Below are 23,021 nucleotides of genomic sequence, written 5' to 3' on the forward strand. Positions count from 1 at the left end.
GCAGAAACGTCCGCTCTGAAGTGCACGTCAAAGCACTCCTGAGATGCATTCATCCCCGGCGTGAACGCCGGGGCTTTCTGCAAGGAACCCGGTAATCTCCTCCGGCGCGAGCACGGACGGTCGCGGCACGTAGCCGTCGTACTGCACCGCGAACGGGCCGGGCGGCGCGACGAGGGTGTCGGTGACCTCAGCGGAGGATCGCCAGAACAGCGCGGTCGGAGGCTTGCAGTCCGGCTCGTGCTCGAAGGGACACCACAGCACCTGGAGCAGATCGGCCCGGCCGGGCGGTCGCAGCAGGGGTACGTCGCGCACGTACAGCTGGGCGACGGGCACCATGGGGTTCGGGCCTTCGCGCCACTCGTCGAACCCATCGGCGCACACCTCGTACGCCTCGTACAGCTCGTGCGCCTCGTCGTGCGACTCGTCGCAGTACGGCCACGGCTCGCCGGCGGGCCACAGCAGCGGTCCGCCGACCGAACTCTCGTGCGGCGACGGCGAGCCGGGGCGGGGATGCAACCGGATCGCCGGGCGTGCCAGCGGGATCAGTTCGGGGAAGAGCGCGGTGACGTCGGCCGGCCTGACACGGCCGCACGGTGGGACCGGCAGGGACCCGGCACCGCTCCACCCGGTGGGAGTCCTCACCGCGCCACGACCGGGGGCAGCGGTTCACAGGCCGCGTGCCATGCGGGAGGAAGGGCGGCGACGCCGGTGCGGGCGGCGATGACCCCGCCCGCGATGGCGCAGGTGGTGTCGATGTCGCCGCGCCCGGCGACCGTGACCCACAGGCCCTCGTGCAGGTCGTCGAGGTGCCCCGCCGCACACCACAGGGCGTACGGGACGGTGTCGGGCCCTGACATCCGGTAGCCGGAGCCCAGGACCTCCGCGGCGTGCCGGACCGAGGTGCGCTCCGGCATCCGGGCCGCGATCCGCACTCCCGACCGGACGTCGCTGTCGGGGAGCCGTTCGGCGACCGCCTGAAGGAAGTCCGGTCCGGCCGGGGCGGGCCCGCCCCGGCTGCGGGTCGCCAGCGCCGCGGCCAGGGCGACCGCCACCGCTGCGGTGACCGCCTCCGGGTGGTGGTGCGAGACCGCACCCTGGCGGGCGGCCTGCTCAGCGACCACATCGAGGTCGGCGCCGTGCCAGGCACCGAGCGGGGCGGCCCGCATGGCCGCGCCGTTGCCCCAGGAGCCCTGGCCGCCGAACTGTCCGGCGACCACCTCCTGCCAGGGCTCGCCCGCATCGATCCGGCGCAGCACATCGTGCATCGAGGCTCCGTAGCCGCGGTGCGTGTCCTCGGCGTAGGCCGCCGCGAGGCGCCGGGCCAGGCGGTCCTGGTCGACGATGCCCCCGCCCTCGACGAGCTCCCGGACGAGAACCAGCGCCTGAGCGGTGTCGTCACTCCACCGCCACAGCGGTTCCGGGGGCAGCGTCCGCGCCTCCAGGGCTGCCGGACCATGCCTGCGCAGGATGCCGAACCAGCGGTCGCCGAACGCGTCGCCGAACGCGAGCCCGTACAACGAGTCCAGCACAGCGGTAGGCACGTCGATCATCGACGCAGTCTCGCAGCGCGACGGCTCTCCCGCACTCCCTTTCGGAGCCGCCGGGCTTCTGATCCGGGCGATGCCCGCACAGGGTGCAGACGTGCGGAACGCTCTTCGCGGGACGGGGAAGACCGAGGAGCGAGAGATCGTGAGCGCGGAGCAGAGGACACCCGACGTGCTCCAGCGCCGCTGGAGACGGTGCCTGGGGGCCGGTCACCAGCAGGGGCTGCCGTCGTCCTCACGCCAGGCGATGTCCGTGACGTACATGGGCATCGTGAAGTAGCTGCCGTTGTTGCCGGAGACGCATGCCGTCCTGGGGCCCTTCTCCTCCTGTCCGACGACGACGTACGTCATCGTGACGTCCTGGGACGTCCTGTTGTAGAAGATGTGGCCGAGAGCGCTGCCCGACCATTCATCGTCGGTCACCAGCGACGGCTGCATGTCCGTGTCGCCGTACCAGTACTCGGGCCAGACGCAGAACGTGCCCGTCTGGCAGTTCCCGGGAGACCACGCCGACGCGCTGGGCGCGGAGGCCACGACACCGAGGAAAGCCGCGGGTACCGCCGCGAGGACAAGGGACTTCAGACGCATGAAGGACTCCGATCTCAGGACGTCATGCGCATGCTCACAATAAGTATGTTGAATCGTCAAGCATCACTTTTCGGCCTTCCCGGCCGATCCGAAGCCGACTCGGCGCGATTCCGCCGACCGGCACAAGCACCGAGGTCCGCCTACGCGTCAGGGCCTGGGACCTGACCCTGCGGTCCCCCGACCGGGACGGTCCCCCATGTCCGGAGGACGGGTCGCAGGACGGACTTCGGCGCGGTCCACGACGTCGGTGAAGCAGGGCCGGCCGTCCGCTTCGGGATCCCCGCGCCGACGGAGAGGAGGCCAGGACGGGCGCCGCGGCACCGAGCAGGCGCCGGACCGCCCCGTCCGCAACCGATGACGGACCCGGCGGGTTCGCCCGTGGAAGGGGCGGAGAAGTGTTTCGCCTTGCCGGTGAGGACCAGAGCGTGTGGCGGAGCGCGGGCGGATTTCCCGTTCCTCTCCTCACTCGGAGTCGAAGGCATCCCGTGCCTTCTCGATCTGGGGCATGTACGTCCGTACCCAGTCCAGGAGGACATCGACGGGAGGGCGCATGGTCTTCCCCAGTGGAGTGATCCGGTATTCCACCGCGACAGGCCTGGAGGCCACGACCTCGCGCTCGATGATGCCGTTGCGCTCCAGTCTGCGCAGGGTGGCGGTCAGCGACTTCTGCGTGACCGAGGGGATCGCGCGACGCAGCTCGTTGAACCGGCGCGGCCCCTCGCACAGCTCGCTGAGCACGCTCAAGGACCACTTGTCCAGCACTTGGTCGAGCAGTTCGCGGTGCGGCGCCGGGATGCTCAGCTCGTCGTCGCGGGAAGGGGCGGTATCGGTCATGAAACCTGGTCTCGTTGAAGTTTCCTGCGTCTCCTAGGTATCAAAGCTATACCAAGTCCGTCACCGACAGGAGAGAACCATGTCCGTTCGACGTTTCACCCCCGAGGGTCTGCTGCAGCCCGCGCCCTACCATCACGTCGCCGTCGGTACCGGCAGCAGGCACGTCCACGTCAGTGGGCAGACTTCCAGCCTCGCGGACGGGACACCCGTCGCGCCGGGAGATCTCTCCGGACAGGTCGCGCAGGCGCTGCGCAACACCGCACGCGGTCTCGCCGGGGCCGGCGCGACGTTCGACGACGTGGTACGGCTGACGATCTACGTCACCCAGTGGAAGCCGGAGAAGATCACCGCCTTCATGGCGGGCGTCGAAAGCGTCGCCGACGAGATCGGGCTGCCGCAGCCCCTCCCCCCGTCGTCACTCATCGGCGTCGACTGCCTTTTCGAGCCGGGCGTCCTCGTCGAAATCGAAGCCACCGCCCTCGTCGACTGACCGACCGCCCGCACAGGCCCGGTCCGCCTGGGGCAGACGAGGTTGCCGGCCTGGCCGTAGCGGTACCGCCGGGAGGAGTTCAGTGTGGTGCCCCGCTCCTCCCCGGCGTGGGAGGAGCGGCCGGCGTGACATGCGACGGCGGCTCCCGGCCCTCGATGCCGAGGGCCGTCCCGTACAGCCGGTTCACCTTCAGCCGGATGACCAGCCGGCGTTCGGCGACCAGTTGTTCCAGGAACGCGTCCTCGTCCTCCGGCCTCGCGGATTCCGGGATCATGCCGAGGAGTTCGCGGCCGACCGCGTCGCCGGGGACCGTCGTGATCCCGGAGGTCTCGGCCTCGCCCTCGGCGACGGCGACGGCGACGGCGAACGACCACACGTCACCGCCCCGCACGTGCGGCGCCGCACGCGGGTCGTGGCGCAGGTGCTTGAGCTTGACGCGGTCGGCCGTGGTCCCGACCCGGCCTCGCGGGAGGAGTCGTCGGGGAAGAACCACCGCATCATCGGGTCGTCGCCGAAGGCTCTGGCGAGAGCGCGGCCGACCGCCTGCGCATCGTCGGCCTTCGCCCTCTCCGGGATGTTCGTCATCGGCATGCGGGGCATTCTGCACGCCGATGATCTTCGACTTCGGCGGGTCCACGCGCGACGGCAGGAAAGAAGCAGGGCCGGGGAGACGCGTGACGGGGTCGGCGGGCAGCCGCTGCCGGATGCCGTGGGCCTCCGGCAGCGGTCGACAGGGCTGACGACGAACGGACCGCCCGACGGACAACCGCGCGAACCCGATCGAGCGTCACTAGCATTCGACCGACACGTTGAGCACAGCCGACGCGCCGGGGGACGGATGCTTGCCGAGGAGTACGGATACCAGGTCTCACCGCATCCCGCGGCGGGCACGCCCGGGGTGCGGGCACAGGTGGAGCAGGCCGGAAAAGCCGCACACCGCGCTGTCCTCTGGACGTCCCTGTTCGCCCTCCTCCTCGTGCTCGTCGTCAGTGCGGTGTTCGGGGCGGAACTCCTGCCCTTCCTCGCCGGTCCGGTCGCCCTCGGCCTCGTGGCCGCCTGGATATCGATGACGAGGCTGGCTCCGAAGCGGCTGTTGCGCATCCTGGGGAACAACCGTTGGCAGGTGTGGCCGTGCCGGCTCGAGGAGGTCCCGGGGGAGTCGTCCGAGCGCCGCGTCGTACTGCTGGCCCCGGACAAGAGCGTCGCGGCGTCCTTCCGGGGAGCTGTCCCCACCGACGTCTGGCTCGGGATGGCCGACGGCCGGGGGGTGCTGTGGTTCGCCGGTGATCTGCGCTTCCCGGCCGTCGCGGCCCTCCCCGGCGGCGCTCCGTTGTGGTACATCAGGCCGGAGAAGCCCGAGCAGCGGACACCGGAGCCCCAAGGCGGTGGTGTCGGCGGTTCGGTCTTCGACGATCTGGTCTCCGAGGCCCGTTCGGCGGTCATCTGGAACATGCTGAACTGAGAACGGCCCGCACCCGGGCACTCGGGTGCGGGAGCCGGGAGTGAAGCGGTGCGGGCGGGCGATGCAGGGGTGCGGCATGGTGGCGGGGTGCCGGGCCGTTGTCGGCCCCGGAGGACGCAGGGGGATCCGCCGGACAGGGGGCGGAGGCCGGTCGTCGGGTCGTGGGACCGTCAACCGCCTTTGGCATCACGGTCTTTCACGGATCAGGGTGCGGCGGTGATGCGGGCGACCGCCTCGCGGGTCAGTTCGCGGTCGGAGGGGGTGTCGTCCAGGGCCCGGTGGAGGGTCAGGCCCTCGATGAGGGCGTCCAGTCGGCGGGCCGTGGACGGGGGGAAGTGGTGTTCCAGGAGGGTGCGGCTGTGTCGCATCCAGCGCGCGCACAGTTCGCGGTACCGCTCGTGGCGGGCGGCCAGGGTGTAGAGCTCCTGGGTGAGGATCAGGTCGCGGCGGGGGCCTTCGGAGAGGGTGTGGACGAGGTCGGTGACCGCCTCGCGGGCCTCGTCGGCGGTGGTGGCGCCGGCGAGGTGGTGCTCGAAGACGGTCACCACGTGGTCGGCGTAGCCGGTGAACGCCTCGTGCAGCAGGTCGTCGATGCCGGTGAAGTGGTACGTCATCGAGCCCAGGGGGACTTGGGCCCGCGCGGCGATCTTGCGGTGGGAGACGCCCGCGACACCCTCCTCGGCGATCAGGTCGAGCGCCGCCGCGAGGATGCGCTCGCGACGGCGGGGGTCGGTGTGTCCGGTGGCCATGAGACGTGGTCGGGGCTCAGAGGGTGCGGACCGGGCGGGCCGGGTTGCCCACGGCCACCACGTTCGCCGGGATGTCCTTGGTGACCACCGCGCCGGCACCGATGACGGAGTTGTCGCCGATGGTCACGCCGGGGCAGATGATCGCGCCGCCGCCGAGCCAGACGTTGTCGCCGATGGTGATGGGGAGCGCGGCCTCGAGCTTGTCCCGGCGGGGTCCCGGCTCCACGGGGTGGGTGGGCGTGAGGAGCTGGACGTTCGGGCCGATCTGGCAGTCCTCGCCGATGGTGATCCGCGCGACGTCCAGCGCGGTCAGGTTGTAGTTGACGAAGGTGCGGGCACCGATGCTGATGTTGCTGCCGTAGTCGACGTACAGCGGCGGGCGTACGTCGACGTCCTCGCCCACCGAGGCGAGGAGCTCGGTCAGGATCGGCCTCGCCTCGGCGGGGTTCTCGGGGTAGGCGGCCTGGTAGCGGGCCGCGAGCCGCATCGCGCGCTGCTGGCGGCGGGCGATCTCCGGGTCGTCGGCGATGTACAGGTCGCCCGCGAGCATGCGCTCCAGGTTCGTGCGCGGGTCGTTGGCGAAGTGGTCGTCCGTCGGCATGCGTACGATCGTACGCTCTTGGGCGTACGAACGTACACCTCGGTCGCCGCGTGTTCGTTCTAGTCCAGCTCGCCCCGCTCTATGCAGAATTCGTTTCCTTCGGGGTCGGCCAGGGTGACCCAGCCTCCGCCGTCGGGGCGGGTGTGGTCGGCCAGTCGGCGGGCGCCGAGCCCGATGGCGCGGGCGACCTCCTGCTCGCGGGTGCGGCCGGTCGGCCTGAGGTCGAAGTGGAGGCGGTTCTTGGCGGTCTTGCCTTCCGCCACACGCACGAAGAGCAGGCCGGGCCCGCCGGCCGGGTCCGCGATCAGGGCCTCCGGGTCACCGGGCTTGTCGTCGTCGGCGAGCGGGTTGCCCAGCATCGCGCTCCAGAACGTGGCGAGGTCGTAGGGGTCGCCGGTGCAGTCGAAGGTGATGTGGCGGATGGTGGGGTTCAACGGTCCTCCGGGGACGGTCGGTCGAGGTGACTTCCGGCTCGCAGGATGGCGTGCGGGGAGGGCCGTCGTCGAACCATTTGTCGAACCATTCGGCGGGCGGCGACGGGGATCCGGACATGACCCGGCCCCGGACACGGGTCCGGGGCCGGGTCATGTCGTGGCGGCTTTCGCGGGTGAGGGGGGCCGCCGCCCGGTCGTCATGCCGGGGACAGTTCCGCCCGGCCGAAGAGCAGGGCGTAGCCCGGCGGCAGTTGGGCCAGGACGCGGGTGACCAGGGCGTCGCCGACCAGTTCGGGCAGGACGCCCAGGACCGAACTGACGTCCCAGCGGGCGGTGGCCGGGGTCGCACCCTCGGTGCGGGCCGCCACCGAGTCGACGAACTCCGCGGCGGTCAGCCCGCGGGTCACCGGGATCTGCGAGGCGACCACTCTCGCCGCCTCCTCGGGCAGGGCGCGGGCCAGGTCGACGCGTTCGTCGCCGACGACGTGGCCGCCGAGGGCGGAGAGGACGACACGGGTGACGTTCTCCGCCTGCGACCGTGTCGCGTACTGGCCCGACTCCTGTACGGCGTCGATCAGTTGGTGCCAGCTGCCGTTCCGGGGCGCGGCGGCCGGGGCCGGGATGGCTCCGGCCGGCTCCAGGGTCGCGGGCTTCTGCGGTGTCAGCGTGGTCATCCGGTACTTCTCTCCTTCTCCGGTTCTCCAGTGCCCCGGTCTCCGGTTCTCCAATGCCCCGGTTCCTCCCGGGCATGTGCCGCCCTCCGGGCCGGATGTGCGCGGGGGTGCGCCCCGCGGACCGTCCGGGTCCGCGGGACGCGTGGGTGCGCGGGGGTCAACCGCTGATCTGCTTGCGGCTGTCGCCGCCGCTGATCCGGATGCGGCGCGGCTTGGCCTGTTCGGCGACCGGGATGCGCAGGGTCAGGACGCCGGACTCGTACGACGCGTCGATGCGTTCGGTGTCCAGGGTGTCGCCGAGGAACAGCTGGCGGGTGAAGGTGCCGGCGGGCCGCTCGGCGACCACGGTCTCCGCGCCCTCGGGCGCCGGGGAGCGGCGCTCGGCGCGCACGTTGAGGACGTTGCGCTCGACGTCGAGGTCGATCGTCTCGGGGTCGATGCCGGGGAGGTCGAAGTGGACGATGAAGTCGTCCCCCGACCGGTAGGCGTCCATCGGCATCGCTGTGGGGCGGCCGGTGGGAGGGGTAGCGCCGAAGACCTGCTGCGCGAGTCGGTCGAATTCGCGGAACGGGTCGGTACGCATGAGCATCACGGTCATCTCCTTCCGTGGGTGTCATCTGCGATGCCCTTACGGTCTCGCCTTCTTATATAGCGCGCAGGAGGAAAGTTGACAAGCCTGGGCTCATGTTGCGTCACACGGTCGGCTTCGGGCCTGGGCGCCGGGGCGACCTCCCGGAGCGCTAGCCTCGGAGTCCGGACGACCCCGGCCCGGTGGGCCGGGGCAGTGGCAGGAGGCAGCAGGCATGGTGAGGGTTCCCAGTTCGGTGGTGGCCGCGAGCGGACTCGTCGGGGGGTACGGCGTGGCCCGCTGGACCCGGAAGCGGCAGCTCGGCGGTGTCGTCCTCGCCGCCGCCGGGGCCGCCGCCGCGCAGCAGTGGCGGGAGCGGGCCGGCGGCAAGGCCGCGGGGGCGCTGTCGGTGGCGTACGTCGCCGCGTTCGCGGGATCGCATCCGCTGGCGAAGAAGGTGGGCGCCTGGCCCGCCGTGTTCGGGGTCGCGGGGGCCGTGGCGCTCGCTTCGTGGGCGGTGGCGGACCGGCGGGGCTGAGCCTCCGCCGGTCCGGGGCCGTTCTCGTCGGGAGTCAGGAGTCAGGAGTGGTGCGTCAGCACGTTCACCACTCGGCCGTTCGGGTCGCGGGTGAAGAAGCGGCGTACGCCCCACTCCTCGTCCCGCAGCTCGCGGACGATCTCCGCGCCCGACGCCCGTACCCGCTCGTACACCGCGTCGACGTCCTCCACCTCCACACTGAGGTCGGGGACCACGGACGCCGTGCGTTCCTCGGTGAAGAGGCTGATCTGGGCGGTGGGGTTGGCGGGGGAGGCCAGGGTGGTCACCCAGCCCATGTCCATGACCTCCTCGAAGCCCAGGAGGCCGTAGAAGGTCCGGCTGGTGTCCAGCGCCTCCTCGGAGGCGACCTGGATGTCGGGCACGATCCGGCGAACGGTCATCGGGCTGTGGCTCCTGTCGGTCGGACGGGACGCATGCTGCGGTGGTCCGACTCTGCTACGCCGTCACCGGGTTCGAGCCGCTTGCGTCCGGGTCGTCCGTGCCCGTGTCGGTCTTCGCCTTCGGCGCGGCGGCCGTGAGCGGCGTGGCGATGTCCTCCAGGGAGCGGCCTTCCGCCTTCACCGCGAGGAACGCGGCCACCAGGCCCGCCGCGCACATCAGGCCGGCGCCGATCTGGAAGGCGAGGACCGTGTCGCCGACCTCGCCCGTGCCGGTGAGCTCGGCGAAGAGGAGCGGGCCGCTGATGCCGCCGGCGGCGGTGCCGAGGGCGTAGAAGAAGGCGATGGACATCGCGCGGGTCTCCATGGGGAAGACCTCGGAGACCGTCAGGTACGCGCTGCTCGCGCCCGCCGAGGCGAAGAACAGGACCGCGCACCAGCAGGCGGTGAGGGTCGTCGCGCTGAGCGAACCCCGGTCGAAGAGCCAGGCCGTGCCGAACAGCAGGATGCCCGAGAGCAGATACGTACCGGAGATCATCACCCGGCGGCCCACCGTGTCGAACAGCTTGCCGAGCAGCAGCGGGCCCATGAAGTTGCCGGCCGCGATCACGGCGAAGTAGTAGCCGGTGTTGCCGGACGGGACGTCGAAGAACGTGGTCAGGATCGCGCCGAAGCCGAAGGTGATGGCGTTGTAGAGGAACGCCTGGCCGATGAAGAGGGAGAAGCCGAGGACGGAGCGCCTGCGGTACTTGGCGAAGACGGTGCGGGCGATCTCGGTGAACGTGACGTTCTCGCGCTGATGGATGGTCAGCTCGCCCTCCGCGCGGGGCAGCGGCTCGTTCCGCTCGGCCTCGATCCGTCGTTCGATGTCGCCGACGATGCGTTCCGCCTCCTCGTCACGGCCGTGGATCAGCAGCCAGCGCGGGCTTTCGGGGACGTGACGGCGTACGAGGAGGATGACCAGGGAGAGTACGGCGCCGAGGGCGAAGGTCAGGCGCCAGCCGACGTTCGCCGGGAAGATGTCGGTGTTCAGGGCCAGGATCGACAGCAGGGAGCCGCCGACCGCGCCCAGCCAGAAGCTGCCGTTGATCATCAGGTCGACGCGGCCCCGGTACTGCGCCGGGATCAGTTCGTCGATCGCGGAGTTGATGGCCGCGTACTCGCCACCGATGCCGAATCCCGTGAGGAAGCGGAAGAGGAAGAACCACCAGGTGTCGAAGGCGATCGCGGTGAGGGCGGTGGCGCCCAGGTAGACCACGAGGGTGATCATGAAGAGCTTCTTGCGGCCCCAGATGTCGGTCAGGCGGCCCCAGAAGAGGGCGCCCGCACAGGCGCCGGCGACGTAGAGGGCGGCGGCGATGCCGGTGACCTCGCCGGAGGTGATGGGCAGTCCGCTGCCCGGTTCGGACAGGCGGCTCGCGATGTTGCCGACGACCGTGACCTCCAGGCCGTCGAGTATCCACACGGTGCCGAGACCGATGACGACGGTCCAGTGCCAGCGGGACCACGGGAGGCGGTCCAGGCGGGCGGGGATGCTGCTGGTGATGGTGCGTCCGGGCTCGGACTGCGCGGTGGTCATGGGCTCCCTCCCTGACGAAGCGAACCTCCGTATGCCCCCGGGCGGGGATTCTCACGCCCGTCCGCTTTGTCGCGCCGGGGCGTGCGGTGGGGCCCGTGGGGCTTGCGGCGCGTCGTCCCTGCGGGTGCGTCGTGGCTGTTCGCGCCCACGCGGCGGAGCCGCATATCAACACAGCCCCGCGCCCCTGGGAGGCGACCCCGCCGTGGGTCCCCTTGGGTCCCTCGTGTTTCGGCCGACGGTGACCGCGACTCCTCAGGGGCGCGGGGAACTGCGCGCCCGGCCACGACGCACCCGCAGGAGCATGACGCTCTACGCCCCCAGGGCCCGTGACACCGTGTAGATCAGCAGACCGGCGAGGGAGCCGACCACCGTGCCGTTGATGCGGATGAACTGGAGGTCCCGGCCGATGTTGGCCTCGATCTTCTTCGTGGTGTGCTCGGCGTCCCAGCCCGCCACCGTGTCCGTGATCAGGGAGGTGATCTCCTTGCGGTAGGTGGTGACCACGTACACCGCGGCGCTCTCCAGCCAGCCGTCGACCTTGCCCTGCACCTTGGGGTCGAGCGACATGCGGGCGCCCAGGGAGAGCAGCGAGGCGCGCACGCGCAGGCGCAGTTCGCTGCGCTCGTCCTCCGCCGCGGAGACGATCATGGATCGTACGGCCGTCCACACGGAGGCGATCAGGTCCTGCACCTCGCCCCGGCCGAGGATCTCGCTCTTGAGGCGTTCGACGCGGGCGCGGGTGTCGGTGTCGGACTGGAGGTCGGAGGCGAAGTCGGTGAGGAAACGGTCCAGCGCGCCGCGCGCCGGGTGGGCGGGCATGTCGCGCATCTCGGTGACGAAGCGCAGCAGTTCCTTGTAGACGCGCTCGCCGACCTTGCGGTCGACGAATCTGGGTGTCCAGCCGGGCGCGCCGCCGTGGACGGCGTCCATCACGGTGTCGCCGTGCAGCACCAGCCAGTCGTGCGCGCGGGTGACGACGACGTCCACGGCCCGCTCGTGCCCGCCGTCGGCGACGATCCTCTCCAGCATCTTGCCCATGCCGGGCGCGACCTCCTGGGCGTCGGCGCGGCGGGTGATGGCCTCGCCGACCACCGCCTGGACGTCGGAGTCCCGCAGCACGGTCAACGCACCGCGCAGGGCCGCCGACAGCTCGGCGGTCACCCGGTCGGCGTGTTCGGGGACGGCGAGCCAGGCGCCGAGCCGGCTGCCGATGCCGACGGCGCGCAGCCGCTGCCGTACGACGTCCTCCGAGAGGAAGTTCTCGCCGACGAACTCGCCGAGGGAGACGCCGAGCTGGTCCTTCTTGGTGGGGATGATCGCGGTGTGCGGGATGGGCAGGCCCAGGGGGTGGCGGAAGAGCGCGGTGACGGCGAACCAGTCGGCGAGCGCGCCCACCATGCCGGCCTCGGCCGCGGCGGCGACATAGCCCGCCCAGGGGCCGGCGCCCTGGTGGGAGGCCCATTTGGTGAGGACGTAGACGACGGCGACGAACAGCAGCAGTCCGGTGGCGGTGAGCTTCATACGGCGCACCCCGCGCCGCTTCTCCTCGTCCGCGGGACTGAACGTGTTCATCGTGCGGTTCGTGAAGGCGCCGGCGCGGGCATTCCGCCCTTCGGCGTCCCGGCCGCCGGTTTCCGTCGTTTCTGCCGTTTCTGCCGCTTCGGTCCGTTCCATCCGCTCCATCCGTTCGGTGATCCCTCACACATTGTCCCTTCCTGACCGACTCCTGGAACGCGACAGGAGTTCCCGGCGTCTGTCCGGAGGGGGTTTGTCCAGGGGGATCACCCAAGGGTCCCGCGTATCGGACTTCCCGGCCCATGGATCATCATGGGTTCATCGGATCGGAGCCTCGCGCTCCCGTCTCCCAAGGAGAACAGGACAGCATGACCCGGGGTCGTGACGGGGGCGCGGGAGCGCCTCCCGCCAAGCAGCGTGCCCTGCTCGCCGCGATCGTCGCCGCGGTCGTGGCGGTCTCCGCCGCCATCTACGTCGGTGCCGGAGTCGGCGACGGTACGCGGGAACGCGGTGCCCTCGCCGGTGGCCTCGGCGCACAGAACAACCCGGCCGCGCCCGCCTCCGCCGGCACCTGGGTCGCCTCCTGGGCCACCTCCCCGGTCGGGGGCGAGCCCGACACCGAGATGACGGGGCTCGCGGGCCGCTCGGTGCGCAACGTCGTCCACACCAGCGCCGGCGGCACGAGCGCCCGCGTCACGCTGTCCAACCTCTACGGCCAGTCGCCGCTGACCCTCACCCACGCCTCCATCGCGGTGTCCGCGGACCCGGACACGGCGGCGGCGCTCGCGGGGACCGTGCGGCCGCTGACCTTCACCGGGAGCCCGACGGTCGTCATCCCGGCGGGCGGGCAGGTGACGAGCGACGCCGTGCGCGTCGTCGTCCCGCACGACGGGGACGTGCTGATCACGACGTACTCCCCCACCGCCTCCGGGCCGGTCACCTACCACCCGCACGCACGCCAGATCTCGTACGTCGCCGACGGTGAGCACACCCGGGACGCGACGGGGGCGGCGTACACCGGGCAGAGCGGGGTCTGGCGGTACGTGACCGCGCTGGACGTGCTGAGCAACGAGTCGGACGGCACGGTCGTCGTCCTCGGCGACTCGCTGACCGACGGCGTCACCTCGACGACCGGGGCGAACAACCGGTGGCCGGATGTGCTGTCCGACCGGCTGCGGTCGGCGATCGGGTCCGGGCGGGACGTGCCGCGGTACAGCGTCGTCAACGAGGGGATCAGCGGGAATCGGGTTCTCACCGACGGGCTGGGGCGGCCGGCCGGGAACCCCAGTGGGCTGAACCGGTTCGAACGGGATGTCCTGGGGCGGACGAACGTCAAGGTCGTTGTCGTCGTGCTCGGGGTCAACGACATTCTGCGTCATCCGGGGACCGCTGATCCGGACGCGATCGTCGCGGGGCTGGGTGCGGTGGTCGAGCGGGCTCACGCGCGGGGGGTGAAGGTCGTGGGGGCGACGCTGATGCCGTTCCGGGGGCACCGTGGGTACACCGACGCGCGGGAGGCCGTGCGGCAGGTGATCAACTCGGAGATCCGTGCGGGGCGGGTGTTCGATGCGGTCGTCGACTTCGACGAGGCGCTTCGCGATCCGTACGATCCGCGCCGGTTCCGTTCGGAGTACGACTCCGGTGATCATCTTCATCCGAGTGACAGGGGGTACACCCGGATGGCGGAGGCGTTCGATCTGGATGACCTGAAGGGTGGGGCTCCGGCGCGGTTGTAGGGGGCGGGGCATGTGTTTCGCCCCCGCCGCCCCTACCCGTCCCGTACCCGGGGCTCCGCCCCGGACCCCGCTCCTCAAACGCCGGAGGGGCTGGAGCGGCCCGAGGAGCTGGATTAGCCCGAAAGGCTGGAGCGGCCCGAGGAGCCGGAGCGGCCCGAGAGCCCGGATCAACCCGAGAGGCCAGATCAGCCCCGGGGAGGGCGGATCAGCCCCCGGGTGGCGAGTCGGCCGGAAGGGCCGGATTCGGTTCAGTGGTCGTCGGAGCCTTCCAGCTCTCGGCGGCGTTCCTCCTTGCGTTCCAGCTTCTCCCTGCGGCGTTCCTCGCGCAGGCGCTGCTTCTCCGCGCGGGGGAGTTTGCGGTCGACGCCGACGCCGCCCCAGAAGGCGAAGCCCGTGACGATCACGCGCGGGGCGCCCGGGTCGCCCGGTACGCCCTCCTCGCGGTGGTCGAAGCCGCCCATGACGCCGACGCCGCGCACGACGACCTCGACCCCGGGCGGAACGATGACCTCCACCCCGCCCATGATCGCGACCGCGTTGATGACGATCTCGCGGTCCGCGAAGTACGCCTCCCGCAGATCGATCTCCCCGCCACCCCAGAAGGCGAAGCAGTTGAAGCGGCGCGGCGCCGTCCAGTGGCCCCTGCGCTGGAAGCCCGACATCACGGCCACGGCCCACGACGACGTCCCCGCGTCGTCGCCGCCGACGATCCTGTCCCCCCAACCACCGCTGCGCTGCGGCTCCTTGGTCAGGGACACGGCCGGTACGGCCGCCCCCCGGCCCGGCAGATCGCGGGTGATCGGCGTCAGCTCCCCGTAGGTGCGCGCCTTGTACGTCGCGTCCAGCCGCTCCTCGAACTCCTCCATGTCGAGGCGGCCCTCCGCGAGGGCGTCCCGCAGGATCTCGGCGACCCGTTCACGGTCGGCGTCGGAGGCACGAAGGTCCGGCACGGCTGCGTCTTCGGTCATACCCAGCAGCCTACGAGGTGTCTCCGCCGCACGGCTACGAGGACTACGACAGAGCCCGCCCGGCTCGTTCCGGCGGAGGTTCGGGGGTGTTCCCCGGCGAACGCAGCATGGTCGCGATCACCGCCTCGATGTCCGGCTCCCGCACCGACAGGTCCACCAGCGGGTACCGTGCCGCGACCCGCGCCACCAGCTCGGACGCCGACGCCGACGCCGGGAACGCCAGCCACTGCCGAGGCCCCTCCACCCGTACCACCCGCGCCGGCGCGGGCACCTCGATCGGCGGAAGCTCTCGCTCCAGGTCCACCACCAGCGTCCGCTCGCTCTCCCCCACCTCGTGCAGCCCGGCGAGAGCACCGTCGTACACCAGCCGGCCGCGGTCGATGACCATCACCCGCGAGCACAACTGCTCGATGTCCTGCAGATCGTGCGTGGTCAGCAGCACCGTCATGGCCCGCTCGGCGTTCAGCTCCCGCAGGAAGTCCCGCACCCTGCTCCTGGAGACGACGTCCAGGCCGATCGTCGGCTCGTCGAGGTACAGCACCTCCGGGTCGTGCAGCAGCGCCGCCGCGATGTCCCCGCGCATCCGCTGGCCGAGCGAGAGCTGGCGCACCGGCACGTCCAACAACTCACCGAGACCGAGGAGTTCGGTCAACCGCTCCAGGTTCTCCCGGTACCGCGCGTCCGGGATGCGGTACATGCGGTGCATCAGCCTGTACGAGTCGATCAACGGCAGGTCCCACCACAGCGTCGTACGCTGCCCGAACACCACCCCGATCCGGTGCGCCAGCCGCTTCCGCTCACGGGACGGGTCGATCCCGGCGACCCGCAGCCGGCCACCGCTCGGGGTCAGGATCCCCGTCAGCATCTTGATCGTCGTCGACTTCCCGGCACCGTTCGGGCCGATGTAGCCGACCATCTCGCCCCGCGCCACCGTGAACGAGATCGAGTCGACCGCCCGCACCCGATGCCGCTCCCGCTTCAGGAAACCCGTCTTCCTGCGTACGTCGAAGACCTTCTCCACACCGCTCAGTTCGATGAAAGCGTCCATCGCCTGCTAACTCCCCGTGCTCCGGTACGACCTGAGACCCGTCCGCCACGCCAGACCCGCCAGCGCACAACACCCCACCGCCACCAGCGGCGACGCGAACGCCGCCCACCCCGGCAGCCCGACCGGATACGGCCGCTCCAACACGTACGCGGCGGGCACCCAGTTGACGAAGGCGAGCGGCAGCACGAACGTCACCCCGCGCACCAGGTCCTTCCCGAACACACTCGGCGGATACTGCAACAGAGTGTTCCCGCCGTACGTGAACGCGTTCTGCACCTCGGCCGCGTCCTGCGCGTAGATCTGGAACGCCGCGCCCGCCACGAACACCGCCGAGAAGATCGCCGCGCCGCTCACCACCATCACCGGCACCAGCAGCACCTTCACCGCACTCCAGTCGACATCGACCGAGACCAGCGCCCACCCCAGCACCACCGCGCCCTGAGTGATCCGGCCCAGCCGGCGCACCGCGAAACGGTCCGCGCCGACCTGCGCCAGCACCGGCGCCGGACGCACCAGCAGGACGTCGAACGAGCCGTCCCGTATCCGCCCGCCCAGCACGTCCATCGAACCGAGCACCAGGTCGGCGAACCCGAACGCCGTCGCCGACAGCCCGTACAACAGGGCGATCTCCGGCAGCGACCAGCCGCCCAACGAGTCGACCTGCGAGAACATCAGCAGGATCCCCACGAAGTCCAGACCGGTCACCAGCAGGTTCCCGAACACCGTGAAGACGAAGGACGTACGGTAGGTCATGCTCGACCGCACCCACATCCCGGCGATCAGCCCGTAGGCCCGCACCCCCTCCACGAGCACACCGCGCTCACCCACCCTGCACCACCACCCGCCGCGTCGCCGCCGACTGCAGCAGCCGCCCCGCCGCCAGCAGCGCCACCGCCCACGCCGCCTGGAACGCGAACGCCCCCAGCGGATCCGCCTCCCCCATCAGCACATCCGCCGGCACCTGCAGCTGCGCCGCCCACGGCAGCACCCGCACGACGTCACCCAGCCCGCCCGGGAAGGCGTTCAACGGCAGCACCATGCCCGAGAAGAACACCCCCGTGATCATCAGCACCTGGCCGACACCCCTGCCGTCCATCAGCCAGAACACGCTCAGCGCCGCCAGATAGCGGATCGCGAAACTCACCACCGCCGCCAGCAGCAGCGTGACCGCGAACGCCGCCCACGCGGCCACCTCCGCGGGCAACGCCATCGGGAAGAACAGCGAACCGAACACGAACGGCACCACCCCCCGCCCCAGCATCTGGAACGCCGCCCGCCCCACGTCACCCGCCAGCCACCACAGCTGCAGATCCACCGGCCGGTACAGATCGACGGCGATCTCACCGGTACGGATGCGTTCCATCAGGTCCTTCTCCGCACCGCCGCCCTGGATCGCCAGCGTCGCGTAGAGACACTGCCCCAGCCACACATACGTCACCGCCTGCGCCTGGTCGTACCCGCCGAGACCCGGCCGCTCCTCCCACAACGCCAGATACGTGTACACGAGGATCAGCCCGAACACCGTATTGGTGAACACCCCGGCCACCGTCGCCACCCGGTACGACGCGTACCGCCTGAAACCCCCCACCGCGACGGCCAGATACAACCGCGCCGAGCCCACGCCCCGCCCTCCCCCCGCATCCGGCACCGAAGCGCAGGAGCCTAGTGCGCCCGCCACATCCCCTGCCACGCATTTTCGTTGGGGCCATGTGTGTGACAAGCCGCGTCCGCGCGCCACGCGCGGCGTCAGCGGGGACGCGCCGCCGGATGGGACAGGCTTGAATAAGAGGCACACACCACGGCGTAGTGGAACAAGCCAGGCGAAACAGGAGTCCGTGCACGACATGAGCGACGAGCCGCAGCCGCAGCAGCCCAAGAAGGGCTGGGCACCGAGAAGACCCCAGGCGGCCGCCGCCCGAAAGAGGCCCGAACGCACCGGATGGCGCCGGCTGCTCCCCACCTGGCGGATGACCCTCGGCGGCTTCCTCATCACCGCCCTGCTCGTCGTCGGCGGCTTCTTCCTCGGCTACCACCTCGTACGGATCCCCGCCGCCAACGCCCTCGCCACCCAGCAGGCCAACGTCTACCTCTACGCCGACGGCTCCGTCATCGCCCGCGACGGCGAGGTCAACCGGGAGAACGTCACCCTCTCCCAGATCTCCGAGGACGCCCGGCACGCCGTCCTCGCCGCCGAGGACCGCGACTTCTACACCGAGTCCGCCATCGACCCCCAGGCCATGGTCCGCGCCGCCTGGAACACCGCCACCGGCAAGGGCAGACAGTCCGGCTCCACCATCACCCAGCAGTACGTGAAGAACTACTACCTCCGCCAGGAACAGACCGTCACCCGCAAGGTGAAGGAGTTCTTCATCGCCATCAAACTCGACCGCGAACAGAGCAAGGACCAGATCCTCGAGGGCTACCTCAACACCAGCTTCTTCGGCCGCGGCGCCTACGGAATCCAGGCCGCCGCCCACGCCTACTACGGCATCGACGCCTCCGAACTCGACGCCGGCCGCGCCGCCTACCTCGCCGCCCTCGTCAACGCCCCCAGCCAGTACGACGTCATCCTCCACCCCGAGAACCGCGACACCGTCGAACACCGCTGGAACTACGTCCTCGACGGCATGGTCGACGAGGGCTGGCTCGGCGCCTCCGAACGCGCCGGCCTGAAATTCCCCATGCCCCAGCGGACCACCGTCTCCACCAGCATGTCCGGGCAGCGCGGCTACATCGTGAACATCGTCAAGAACCACCTGATCAAGAACAGGATCGTCGACGAGGCCGCCCTCGACACCGGCGGCTACCGCATCACCACCACCCTGCACAAGGACAAGCAGGAAGCCTTCGTCGACGCCGTCAACGACAAACTCATGGACCGGCTCGACAAGAAGAACCGCGAGGTCGACACCTACGTCCGCGCCGGCGGCGCCTCCGTCGAACCGAAGACCGGCAAGGTCGTCGCCATGTACAACGGCATCGACTACGTCAAGCAGTACACCCCCAACGCCACCCGCCGGGACTTCCAGGTCGGCTCCAGCTTCAAACCGTTCGTCTTCACCGCCGCCGTCGAGAACAACTCCCGCACCCGGGACGGCCACCCCATCACCCCCAACACCCTCTACGACGGCACCAGCGAACGCCCCGTCCAGGGCTGGCCCGGCGACCGCTACGCCCCCGAGAACGAGGACCACCGCGACTACGGCCACATCACCGTCCGCGAGGCCACCGACAAGTCCGTCAACGCCGTGTACGCCCAGATGGCCGTCGACGTGGGCCCCGACAAGGTCCGCCGGACCGCCGTCGACCTCGGCCTGTCCCCGGACACCCCCAGCCTCGACGACGCCGGACCCTCCATCGCCCTCGGCGTCGCCACCGCCAGCGTCCTCGACATGGCCGAGGCCTACGCCACCCTCGCCAACCACGGCAAACACGGCGCCTACACCATGGTCGAGAAGGTCACCCGGAACGGGCGGACCATCGACCTGCCCGAACGCCGCACCCGCCAGGCCGTCAGCCGCCAGGCCGCCGACACCACCACCTCCGTCCTGCGCGGCGTCGTCGAGAACGGCACCGCCACCGCCGCCCAGAGCGCAGGCCGCCCCGCCGCCGGCAAGACCGGCACCGCCGAGGAGGACACCGCCGCCTGGTTCGCCGGTTACACCCCCGACCTCGCCACCGTCGTCGCCGTCATGGGCCAGGACCCCGTCACCGCCGGCCACAAACCCCTCTACGGCGCCATGGGCCTGCCCCGCATCAACGGCGGCGGCGCCCCCGCCGAGATCTGGGGCCAGTACACCCGCGAAGCCCTCAAGGGCGCACCGGTCACGTCCTTCAGCCTCCGCCTCCAGCCCGGCGCCTGGAAGACCCAGCCACCCCCCGGCGACTCCAGCACCGGACCGTCCTCCTCCGGCGACCCCAGCGGCGACGACAGCGGCGGCAGCAGCAGCCAGGCGCCGGGCGAGGCCGAGACGGACGACGAGGCCACCGGCCAGGACGAGGCGGAACCACCCCAGGGGCAGACCGACGGCGGCACCACCGGCGGCGAGACCGAGGACGACAGCAAAGCCACCACGGACGACACCGGCGAAGACGACGCCAACGGGGACGACGGCCCCGTCCCGGACGGCCTCACCGGCGCACTCACCCAGCACGGCCGCTGGGACTGACCTCCCTGCCGCTCAGTGCCCGGACGTCGCCTTCAACCCCACCACGGCCACCAGCAACAGACAGATGAAGAAGATCCGCGCGGCCGTCACCGGCTCACCCAGCACCCACATGCCCAGCACCGCCGCCCCGGCCGCACCGATCCCCACCCACACGCCGTACGCCGTACCGATCGGCAGCGTACGAGCGGCGTACGACAGCAACAGCATGCTCGCCACGATCCCGGCGCCGGTGAGCAGACTCGGAACCAGCCGGGTGAAACCGTCGGTGTACTTCATCCCCACCGACCAGCCGACCTCCAGCAGACCGGCGACGACAAGCAGAACCCAGGCCATGACAGGCACCTCCGGGACACGAACGGAAACGGGGGTGCGTCGTCTTTGCCTTCACCCCGGTACGGCGCGTCTCGTCGGGGCCCTCTCGGGTCCCCCCACCCTAACCCCGAAACAGGAAAGGGCTGGTGACAACGGTCACCAGCCCCATCCGGCCGTCGAACTACAGGTACAGACCGGTCGAATCCTCGGAACCCTCGAAACGGTCCGCGGCCACGGCATGCAGATCACGCTCCCGCATCAGCACGTACGCCGTCCCCCGCACCTCGACCTCCGCCCGGTCCTCCGGGTCGTACAGCACCCGGTCACCCGCCTCCACGGTCCGGACGTTCTGCCCCACCGCGACCACCTCGGCCCAGGCCAGCCGACGACCCACGGCCGCCGTCGCGGGAATCAGGATGCCGCCCCCCGAACGCCGCTCGCCCTCACTCGTGTCCTGCCGCACGAGTACGCGATCGTGCAGCATCCGGATGGGCAGCTTGTCGTCCTGGGAACCGTGCTCGTGTCTCTTGGCGCTCACGTCCTGAAACCTACCTGCAATCGCCGCGAACGGAGACAGGCGGGGTCAGCGCCCGCGCCGACGGGACCCCAGGGCCAGCAGCCCCACGACCCCCACCACCAGCACCGCCACCGGAATGACCCGCTCCAGCCGGGGCGACCCCTCCTCGTCCACGAACTGCGCCTTGACGTCGCTCACCACACCGTTGACACGGACGTACGCCCGCCCCAGCGTGTGATCGACGTTCGAGACGACCCGGGCCCTGGCATCCCCCACGATCGTCTTCGGATGCACCCGCACACCGATCTCGTCCAGGGTCTCGGCCAGCACCGCACGGCGACTCTTGATGTCCGCCTCGATCTGCGCCGGGGTTCTGGTGTCCGCCGTGTCCGCCACCGTGTCGCCTCCGAAATCCACTGATACCTGTGCCGGACAGTCTGTCAGCTCCACACCGCCACGCACTGTCAGGACCCCCGGTTACCCTCGATCCCGGCACCCGATCCACGCAGCGCGTACGTACGAGGAGACCAGAGACGATGAGCGAACGCCTCCAGCCCGGGGACGAGGCCCCCGCCTTCACCCTGCCCGACGCCGACGGCAACGAGGTGTCCCTGGCCGACCACAAGGGCCGCAAGGTCATCGTCTACTTCTACCCGGCCGCCCTCACCCCCGGCTGCACCAAGCAGGCCTGCGACTTCACGGACAACCTGGAGCTGCTGGCCGGCGCGGGCTACGACGTCATCGGCATCAGCCCCGACAAGCCGGAGAAGCTCGCCAAGTTCCGCGAGGCGGAGTCGTTGAAGGTCACCCTTCTCGCCGACCCGGAGAAGCAGGTCCTCGACGCGTACGGCGCCTTCGGCGAGAAGAAGAACTACGGCAAGACCTACCTGGGCGTCATCCGCTCCACGATCGTCGTGGACGAGGAGGGCAAGGTCGAACACGCCCTCTACAACGTCCGCGCGACGGGCCACGTGGCCAAGATCATCAAGGATCTGGGGATCTGAGCTTGCAGCGCCTGCGGAACGGCCCGTACCGGATCACCGGTACGGGCCGTTCCGTTTTTCGTACGTGACCGTCCGATATCCGGTTCGTTACTCCGTACGAGGCCACGAACGGGTGGCCGGGAGACGGAGGGGTTCGATGGGGGCCAGTGCGTACAGCAGGGAGCGGCTGGAAGAGGCGGCTCAGGGAGCGCGGACGTTGTCGGATGCGTTGGTGCGGTTGGGGGTGGATCCGAGGAGTTCGACACGGGCGTACATCCGGGAGCGGATGAAGCGCCTCGGGGTGGACACGTCCCACTTCGAGCAGGAGGGAGTCAAGTGGACTAGAGACATCCTTCAAGCGGCGGTCTCGGCGTCGACGAATATGTGTGAGGTACTGCGCCACCTCGGTCTCGATGTCGTCGGCGGCCACCACACCCACATCAGCCGCCGCATCAAGGCCTACGGAATCGACACATCCCACTTCAGGATGCCTTCCAGCCGCGCCCGGAAGGCGAAGAGCATCCTCGTTGAGCAACCACCCGCCCGAGCCAGGCGCATCGATGGAAGCCGCCTGAAGCGGGCGATGATCGGGGAAGGTGCGGAAAACCGTTGCGCCTTGTGCGGCATCGAAGCCATGTGGCTGGGAGAGCCCCTGCCGCTCGAGGTCGACCACATCGACGGCAACTGGCGGAACAACCGGCTCGAGAACCTGCGATTGCTATGCCCCAACTGTCACTCAACGACCGATAGCTATCGAGGTCGTGGCGCATGGCTTACCCGACGGGGTACCAAATGACCGCGCTTTCCCGGTACTCCCGCAGGCCTCGCCCTACTATGGATGAGCTGCGGACGGCAGTAGCACAGTCGTTCTCCCTCGCAGACGTACTGCGTTGCCTGAACCGACCAGTCAACGGATCGCAGCAAGCTCAACTGCGCCGTTGGGTCGCCGAGGCTGGCCTATCCACATCGCACTTCCTGGGTCAGGGGCATCAGCGGGGCAAGCGCAGCGCCAATTCCAAGCGTCCTGAAGAGGTTCTGGTCCTGCACAACAGAAATCGCCGGACAACGACAAAGCTCCTACGCCACGCCCTCTCCAAAATCGGTGTTCCCGAGCAGTGCGCCCGCTGCGGCATCGGACCCGAGTGGCATGGTCGGCCGATGACGCTGGAGGTCGATCACATCAGCGGAGACTGGCGGGACGACCGGCAGGAGAACCTGCGATTGCTGTGCCCGAACTGCCACGCCATTACCAGCACCTGGTGTAGGGGTGGGAACCGGCGTAGACGATCGGCGCAGCACGGGTAGCATGGCCTG

General features: G+C 70.3%; 26 protein-coding genes, 3 pseudogenes and 1 riboswitch. Of the genes and pseudogenes, 8 read left to right on the top strand and 21 right to left on the bottom strand.

Annotation, left to right across the window (positions count from 1 at the left end):
• Positions 1-84: 84 nt before the first annotated feature.
• The 4 genes and pseudogenes from ACH4VX_RS27550 to ACH4VX_RS27565 form a co-directional block, all read right to left on the bottom strand.
• Positions 85-606, bottom strand: a pseudogene (locus tag ACH4VX_RS27550) (hypothetical protein); the annotation flags it as partial.
• A gap of 32 nt (positions 607-638) precedes the next feature.
• Positions 639-1,550, bottom strand: coding sequence for an ADP-ribosylglycohydrolase family protein (locus ACH4VX_RS27555; RefSeq protein WP_398371017.1), 912 nt, complete (start codon positions 1,548-1,550; stop codon positions 639-641).
• A gap of 204 nt (positions 1,551-1,754) precedes the next feature.
• Positions 1,755-2,132 carry a hypothetical protein gene (locus ACH4VX_RS27560; protein WP_398371019.1) on the bottom strand — a complete coding sequence of 126 codons (378 nt, stop codon included), beginning with the start codon at positions 2,130-2,132 and terminating at the stop codon, positions 1,755-1,757.
• Positions 2,133-2,594: 462 nt separating this feature from the next.
• On the bottom strand, positions 2,595-2,966 hold the full coding sequence (locus tag ACH4VX_RS27565) for a winged helix-turn-helix transcriptional regulator (protein WP_398371021.1): 372 nt from the start codon (positions 2,964-2,966) through the stop codon (positions 2,595-2,597).
• 79 nt (positions 2,967-3,045) lie between these two features.
• Between ACH4VX_RS27565 and ACH4VX_RS27570 the strand changes: the two genes are divergently transcribed.
• Entirely contained in the window at positions 3,046-3,456 is a 411-nt protein-coding gene (locus tag ACH4VX_RS27570; RefSeq protein ID WP_398371023.1) for a RidA family protein, read from the top strand.
• A gap of 79 nt (positions 3,457-3,535) precedes the next feature.
• Here the strand turns inward: ACH4VX_RS27570 and ACH4VX_RS27575 are convergent.
• Positions 3,536-3,916: pseudogene (locus tag ACH4VX_RS27575) on the bottom strand (hypothetical protein); the annotation flags it as partial.
• Positions 3,907-4,047 (bottom strand): annotated as a pseudogene (locus tag ACH4VX_RS27580) (GNAT family N-acetyltransferase); the annotation flags it as partial. The pseudogenes ACH4VX_RS27575 and ACH4VX_RS27580, both read right to left, overlap by 10 nt.
• Before the next feature lie 247 nt (positions 4,048-4,294).
• Between ACH4VX_RS27580 and ACH4VX_RS27585 the strand changes: the two are divergent.
• The gene (locus tag ACH4VX_RS27585) at positions 4,295-4,918 is read left to right on the top strand and encodes a hypothetical protein (protein ID WP_398371025.1); all 624 of its coding nucleotides are present in this window, start codon (positions 4,295-4,297) and stop codon (positions 4,916-4,918) included.
• Between the two features lie 203 nt (positions 4,919-5,121).
• Here the strand turns inward: ACH4VX_RS27585 and ACH4VX_RS27590 are convergent, their stop codons facing one another.
• The 5 genes from ACH4VX_RS27590 to ACH4VX_RS27610 form a co-directional block, all read right to left on the bottom strand.
• Complete coding sequence (locus ACH4VX_RS27590) at positions 5,122-5,667, bottom strand: TetR/AcrR family transcriptional regulator (protein WP_398371026.1); 546 nt, start codon at positions 5,665-5,667, stop codon at positions 5,122-5,124.
• 16 nt (positions 5,668-5,683) lie between these two features.
• The gene (locus tag ACH4VX_RS27595) at positions 5,684-6,268 is read right to left on the bottom strand and encodes a sugar O-acetyltransferase (protein ID WP_398371028.1); all 585 of its coding nucleotides are present in this window, start codon (positions 6,266-6,268) and stop codon (positions 5,684-5,686) included.
• Between the two features lie 59 nt (positions 6,269-6,327).
• Entirely contained in the window at positions 6,328-6,702 is a 375-nt protein-coding gene (locus ACH4VX_RS27600) for a VOC family protein (protein WP_398371030.1), read from the bottom strand.
• A gap of 197 nt (positions 6,703-6,899) precedes the next feature.
• Positions 6,900-7,376 carry a DUF2267 domain-containing protein gene (locus ACH4VX_RS27605; protein WP_398371032.1) on the bottom strand — a complete coding sequence of 159 codons (477 nt, stop codon included), beginning with the start codon at positions 7,374-7,376 and terminating at the stop codon, positions 6,900-6,902.
• A gap of 157 nt (positions 7,377-7,533) precedes the next feature.
• Positions 7,534-7,965: an Hsp20/alpha crystallin family protein gene (locus ACH4VX_RS27610; RefSeq protein ID WP_398371221.1), complete on the bottom strand. Its 432-nt coding sequence runs from the start codon at positions 7,963-7,965 to the stop codon at positions 7,534-7,536.
• A gap of 214 nt (positions 7,966-8,179) precedes the next feature.
• Between ACH4VX_RS27610 and ACH4VX_RS27615 the strand changes: the two genes are divergently transcribed.
• The gene (locus tag ACH4VX_RS27615) at positions 8,180-8,482 is read left to right on the top strand and encodes a hypothetical protein (protein ID WP_398371034.1); all 303 of its coding nucleotides are present in this window, start codon (positions 8,180-8,182) and stop codon (positions 8,480-8,482) included.
• 41 nt (positions 8,483-8,523) lie between these two features.
• Here the strand turns inward: ACH4VX_RS27615 and ACH4VX_RS27620 are convergent, their stop codons facing one another.
• The 3 genes from ACH4VX_RS27620 to ACH4VX_RS27630 form a co-directional block, all read right to left on the bottom strand.
• The gene (locus ACH4VX_RS27620; RefSeq protein WP_398371035.1) at positions 8,524-8,883 is read right to left on the bottom strand and encodes a VOC family protein; all 360 of its coding nucleotides are present in this window, start codon (positions 8,881-8,883) and stop codon (positions 8,524-8,526) included.
• A gap of 55 nt (positions 8,884-8,938) precedes the next feature.
• The gene (locus ACH4VX_RS27625) at positions 8,939-10,459 is read right to left on the bottom strand and encodes an MFS transporter (protein WP_398371037.1); all 1,521 of its coding nucleotides are present in this window, start codon (positions 10,457-10,459) and stop codon (positions 8,939-8,941) included.
• Positions 10,460-10,768: 309 nt separating this feature from the next.
• Positions 10,769-12,142 (bottom strand): DUF445 domain-containing protein, encoded by a 1,374-nt coding sequence (locus ACH4VX_RS27630; RefSeq protein ID WP_398371039.1) that lies wholly within the window; start codon positions 12,140-12,142, stop codon positions 10,769-10,771.
• Between the two features lie 200 nt (positions 12,143-12,342).
• Here ACH4VX_RS27630 and ACH4VX_RS27635 point away from each other — a divergent pair, with 200 nt between their 5' ends.
• Positions 12,343-13,710, top strand: coding sequence for an SGNH/GDSL hydrolase family protein (locus tag ACH4VX_RS27635; RefSeq protein ID WP_398371041.1), 1,368 nt, complete (start codon positions 12,343-12,345; stop codon positions 13,708-13,710).
• A gap of 248 nt (positions 13,711-13,958) precedes the next feature.
• Here ACH4VX_RS27635 and ACH4VX_RS27640 read toward each other — a convergent pair whose 3' ends face one another.
• From ACH4VX_RS27640 to ACH4VX_RS27655, 4 genes are read right to left on the bottom strand one after another with little or no spacing between them, the layout of a single operon-like run.
• Positions 13,959-14,678, bottom strand: coding sequence for a DUF1707 domain-containing protein (locus ACH4VX_RS27640; RefSeq protein WP_398371042.1), 720 nt, complete (start codon positions 14,676-14,678; stop codon positions 13,959-13,961).
• 43 nt (positions 14,679-14,721) lie between these two features.
• Positions 14,722-15,726, bottom strand: coding sequence for an ATP-binding cassette domain-containing protein (locus ACH4VX_RS27645; RefSeq protein WP_398371043.1), 1,005 nt, complete (start codon positions 15,724-15,726; stop codon positions 14,722-14,724).
• A 6-nt stretch (positions 15,727-15,732) separates the two neighbouring features.
• Positions 15,733-16,554, bottom strand: coding sequence for an ABC transporter permease (locus ACH4VX_RS27650; RefSeq protein WP_398371044.1), 822 nt, complete (start codon positions 16,552-16,554; stop codon positions 15,733-15,735).
• A complete protein-coding gene (locus ACH4VX_RS27655; protein ID WP_398371046.1) occupies positions 16,547-17,347 on the bottom strand; it encodes an ABC transporter permease in 801 nt (266 codons plus the stop codon). The genes ACH4VX_RS27650 and ACH4VX_RS27655 overlap by 8 nt, the downstream gene beginning before the upstream one ends.
• A gap of 223 nt (positions 17,348-17,570) precedes the next feature.
• Here ACH4VX_RS27655 and ACH4VX_RS27660 point away from each other — a divergent pair, with 223 nt between their 5' ends.
• Entirely contained in the window at positions 17,571-19,895 is a 2,325-nt protein-coding gene (locus ACH4VX_RS27660) for a transglycosylase domain-containing protein (RefSeq protein WP_398371047.1), read from the top strand.
• Between the two features lie 12 nt (positions 19,896-19,907).
• On the opposite strand, the gene ACH4VX_RS27665 is transcribed toward ACH4VX_RS27660, so the two are convergent.
• The 3 genes from ACH4VX_RS27665 to ACH4VX_RS27675 form a co-directional block, all read right to left on the bottom strand.
• The gene (locus ACH4VX_RS27665; RefSeq protein WP_398371049.1) at positions 19,908-20,228 is read right to left on the bottom strand and encodes a DMT family transporter; all 321 of its coding nucleotides are present in this window, start codon (positions 20,226-20,228) and stop codon (positions 19,908-19,910) included.
• Between the two features lie 33 nt (positions 20,229-20,261).
• Positions 20,262-20,323: riboswitch (guanidine-III (ykkC-III) riboswitch) on the bottom strand.
• Positions 20,324-20,388: 65 nt separating this feature from the next.
• Positions 20,389-20,745: a GroES family chaperonin gene (locus ACH4VX_RS27670; RefSeq protein ID WP_398371051.1), complete on the bottom strand. Its 357-nt coding sequence runs from the start codon at positions 20,743-20,745 to the stop codon at positions 20,389-20,391.
• A gap of 45 nt (positions 20,746-20,790) precedes the next feature.
• Positions 20,791-21,120, bottom strand: a complete 330-nt coding sequence (locus tag ACH4VX_RS27675) for a DUF3618 domain-containing protein (protein ID WP_398371053.1) — start codon at positions 21,118-21,120, stop codon at positions 20,791-20,793.
• Positions 21,121-21,260: 140 nt separating this feature from the next.
• Between ACH4VX_RS27675 and bcp the strand changes: the two genes are divergently transcribed.
• The 3 genes from bcp (at position 21,261) to ACH4VX_RS27690 (ending at position 23,012) form a co-directional block, all read left to right on the top strand.
• Positions 21,261-21,728, top strand: a complete 468-nt coding sequence (gene bcp, locus ACH4VX_RS27680) for a thioredoxin-dependent thiol peroxidase (protein ID WP_398371054.1) — start codon at positions 21,261-21,263, stop codon at positions 21,726-21,728.
• 136 nt (positions 21,729-21,864) lie between these two features.
• Entirely contained in the window at positions 21,865-22,503 is a 639-nt protein-coding gene (locus tag ACH4VX_RS27685) for an HNH endonuclease signature motif containing protein (protein WP_398371056.1), read from the top strand.
• Between the two features lie 38 nt (positions 22,504-22,541).
• A complete protein-coding gene (locus tag ACH4VX_RS27690; RefSeq protein ID WP_398371057.1) occupies positions 22,542-23,012 on the top strand; it encodes an HNH endonuclease in 471 nt (156 codons plus the stop codon).
• Positions 23,013-23,021: the final 9 nt, after the last annotated feature.

It is taken from the genome of Streptomyces sp. NPDC020731 (assembly GCF_044334705.1).
In the GTDB taxonomy this organism is placed as follows: domain Bacteria; phylum Actinomycetota; class Actinomycetes; order Streptomycetales; family Streptomycetaceae; genus Streptomyces.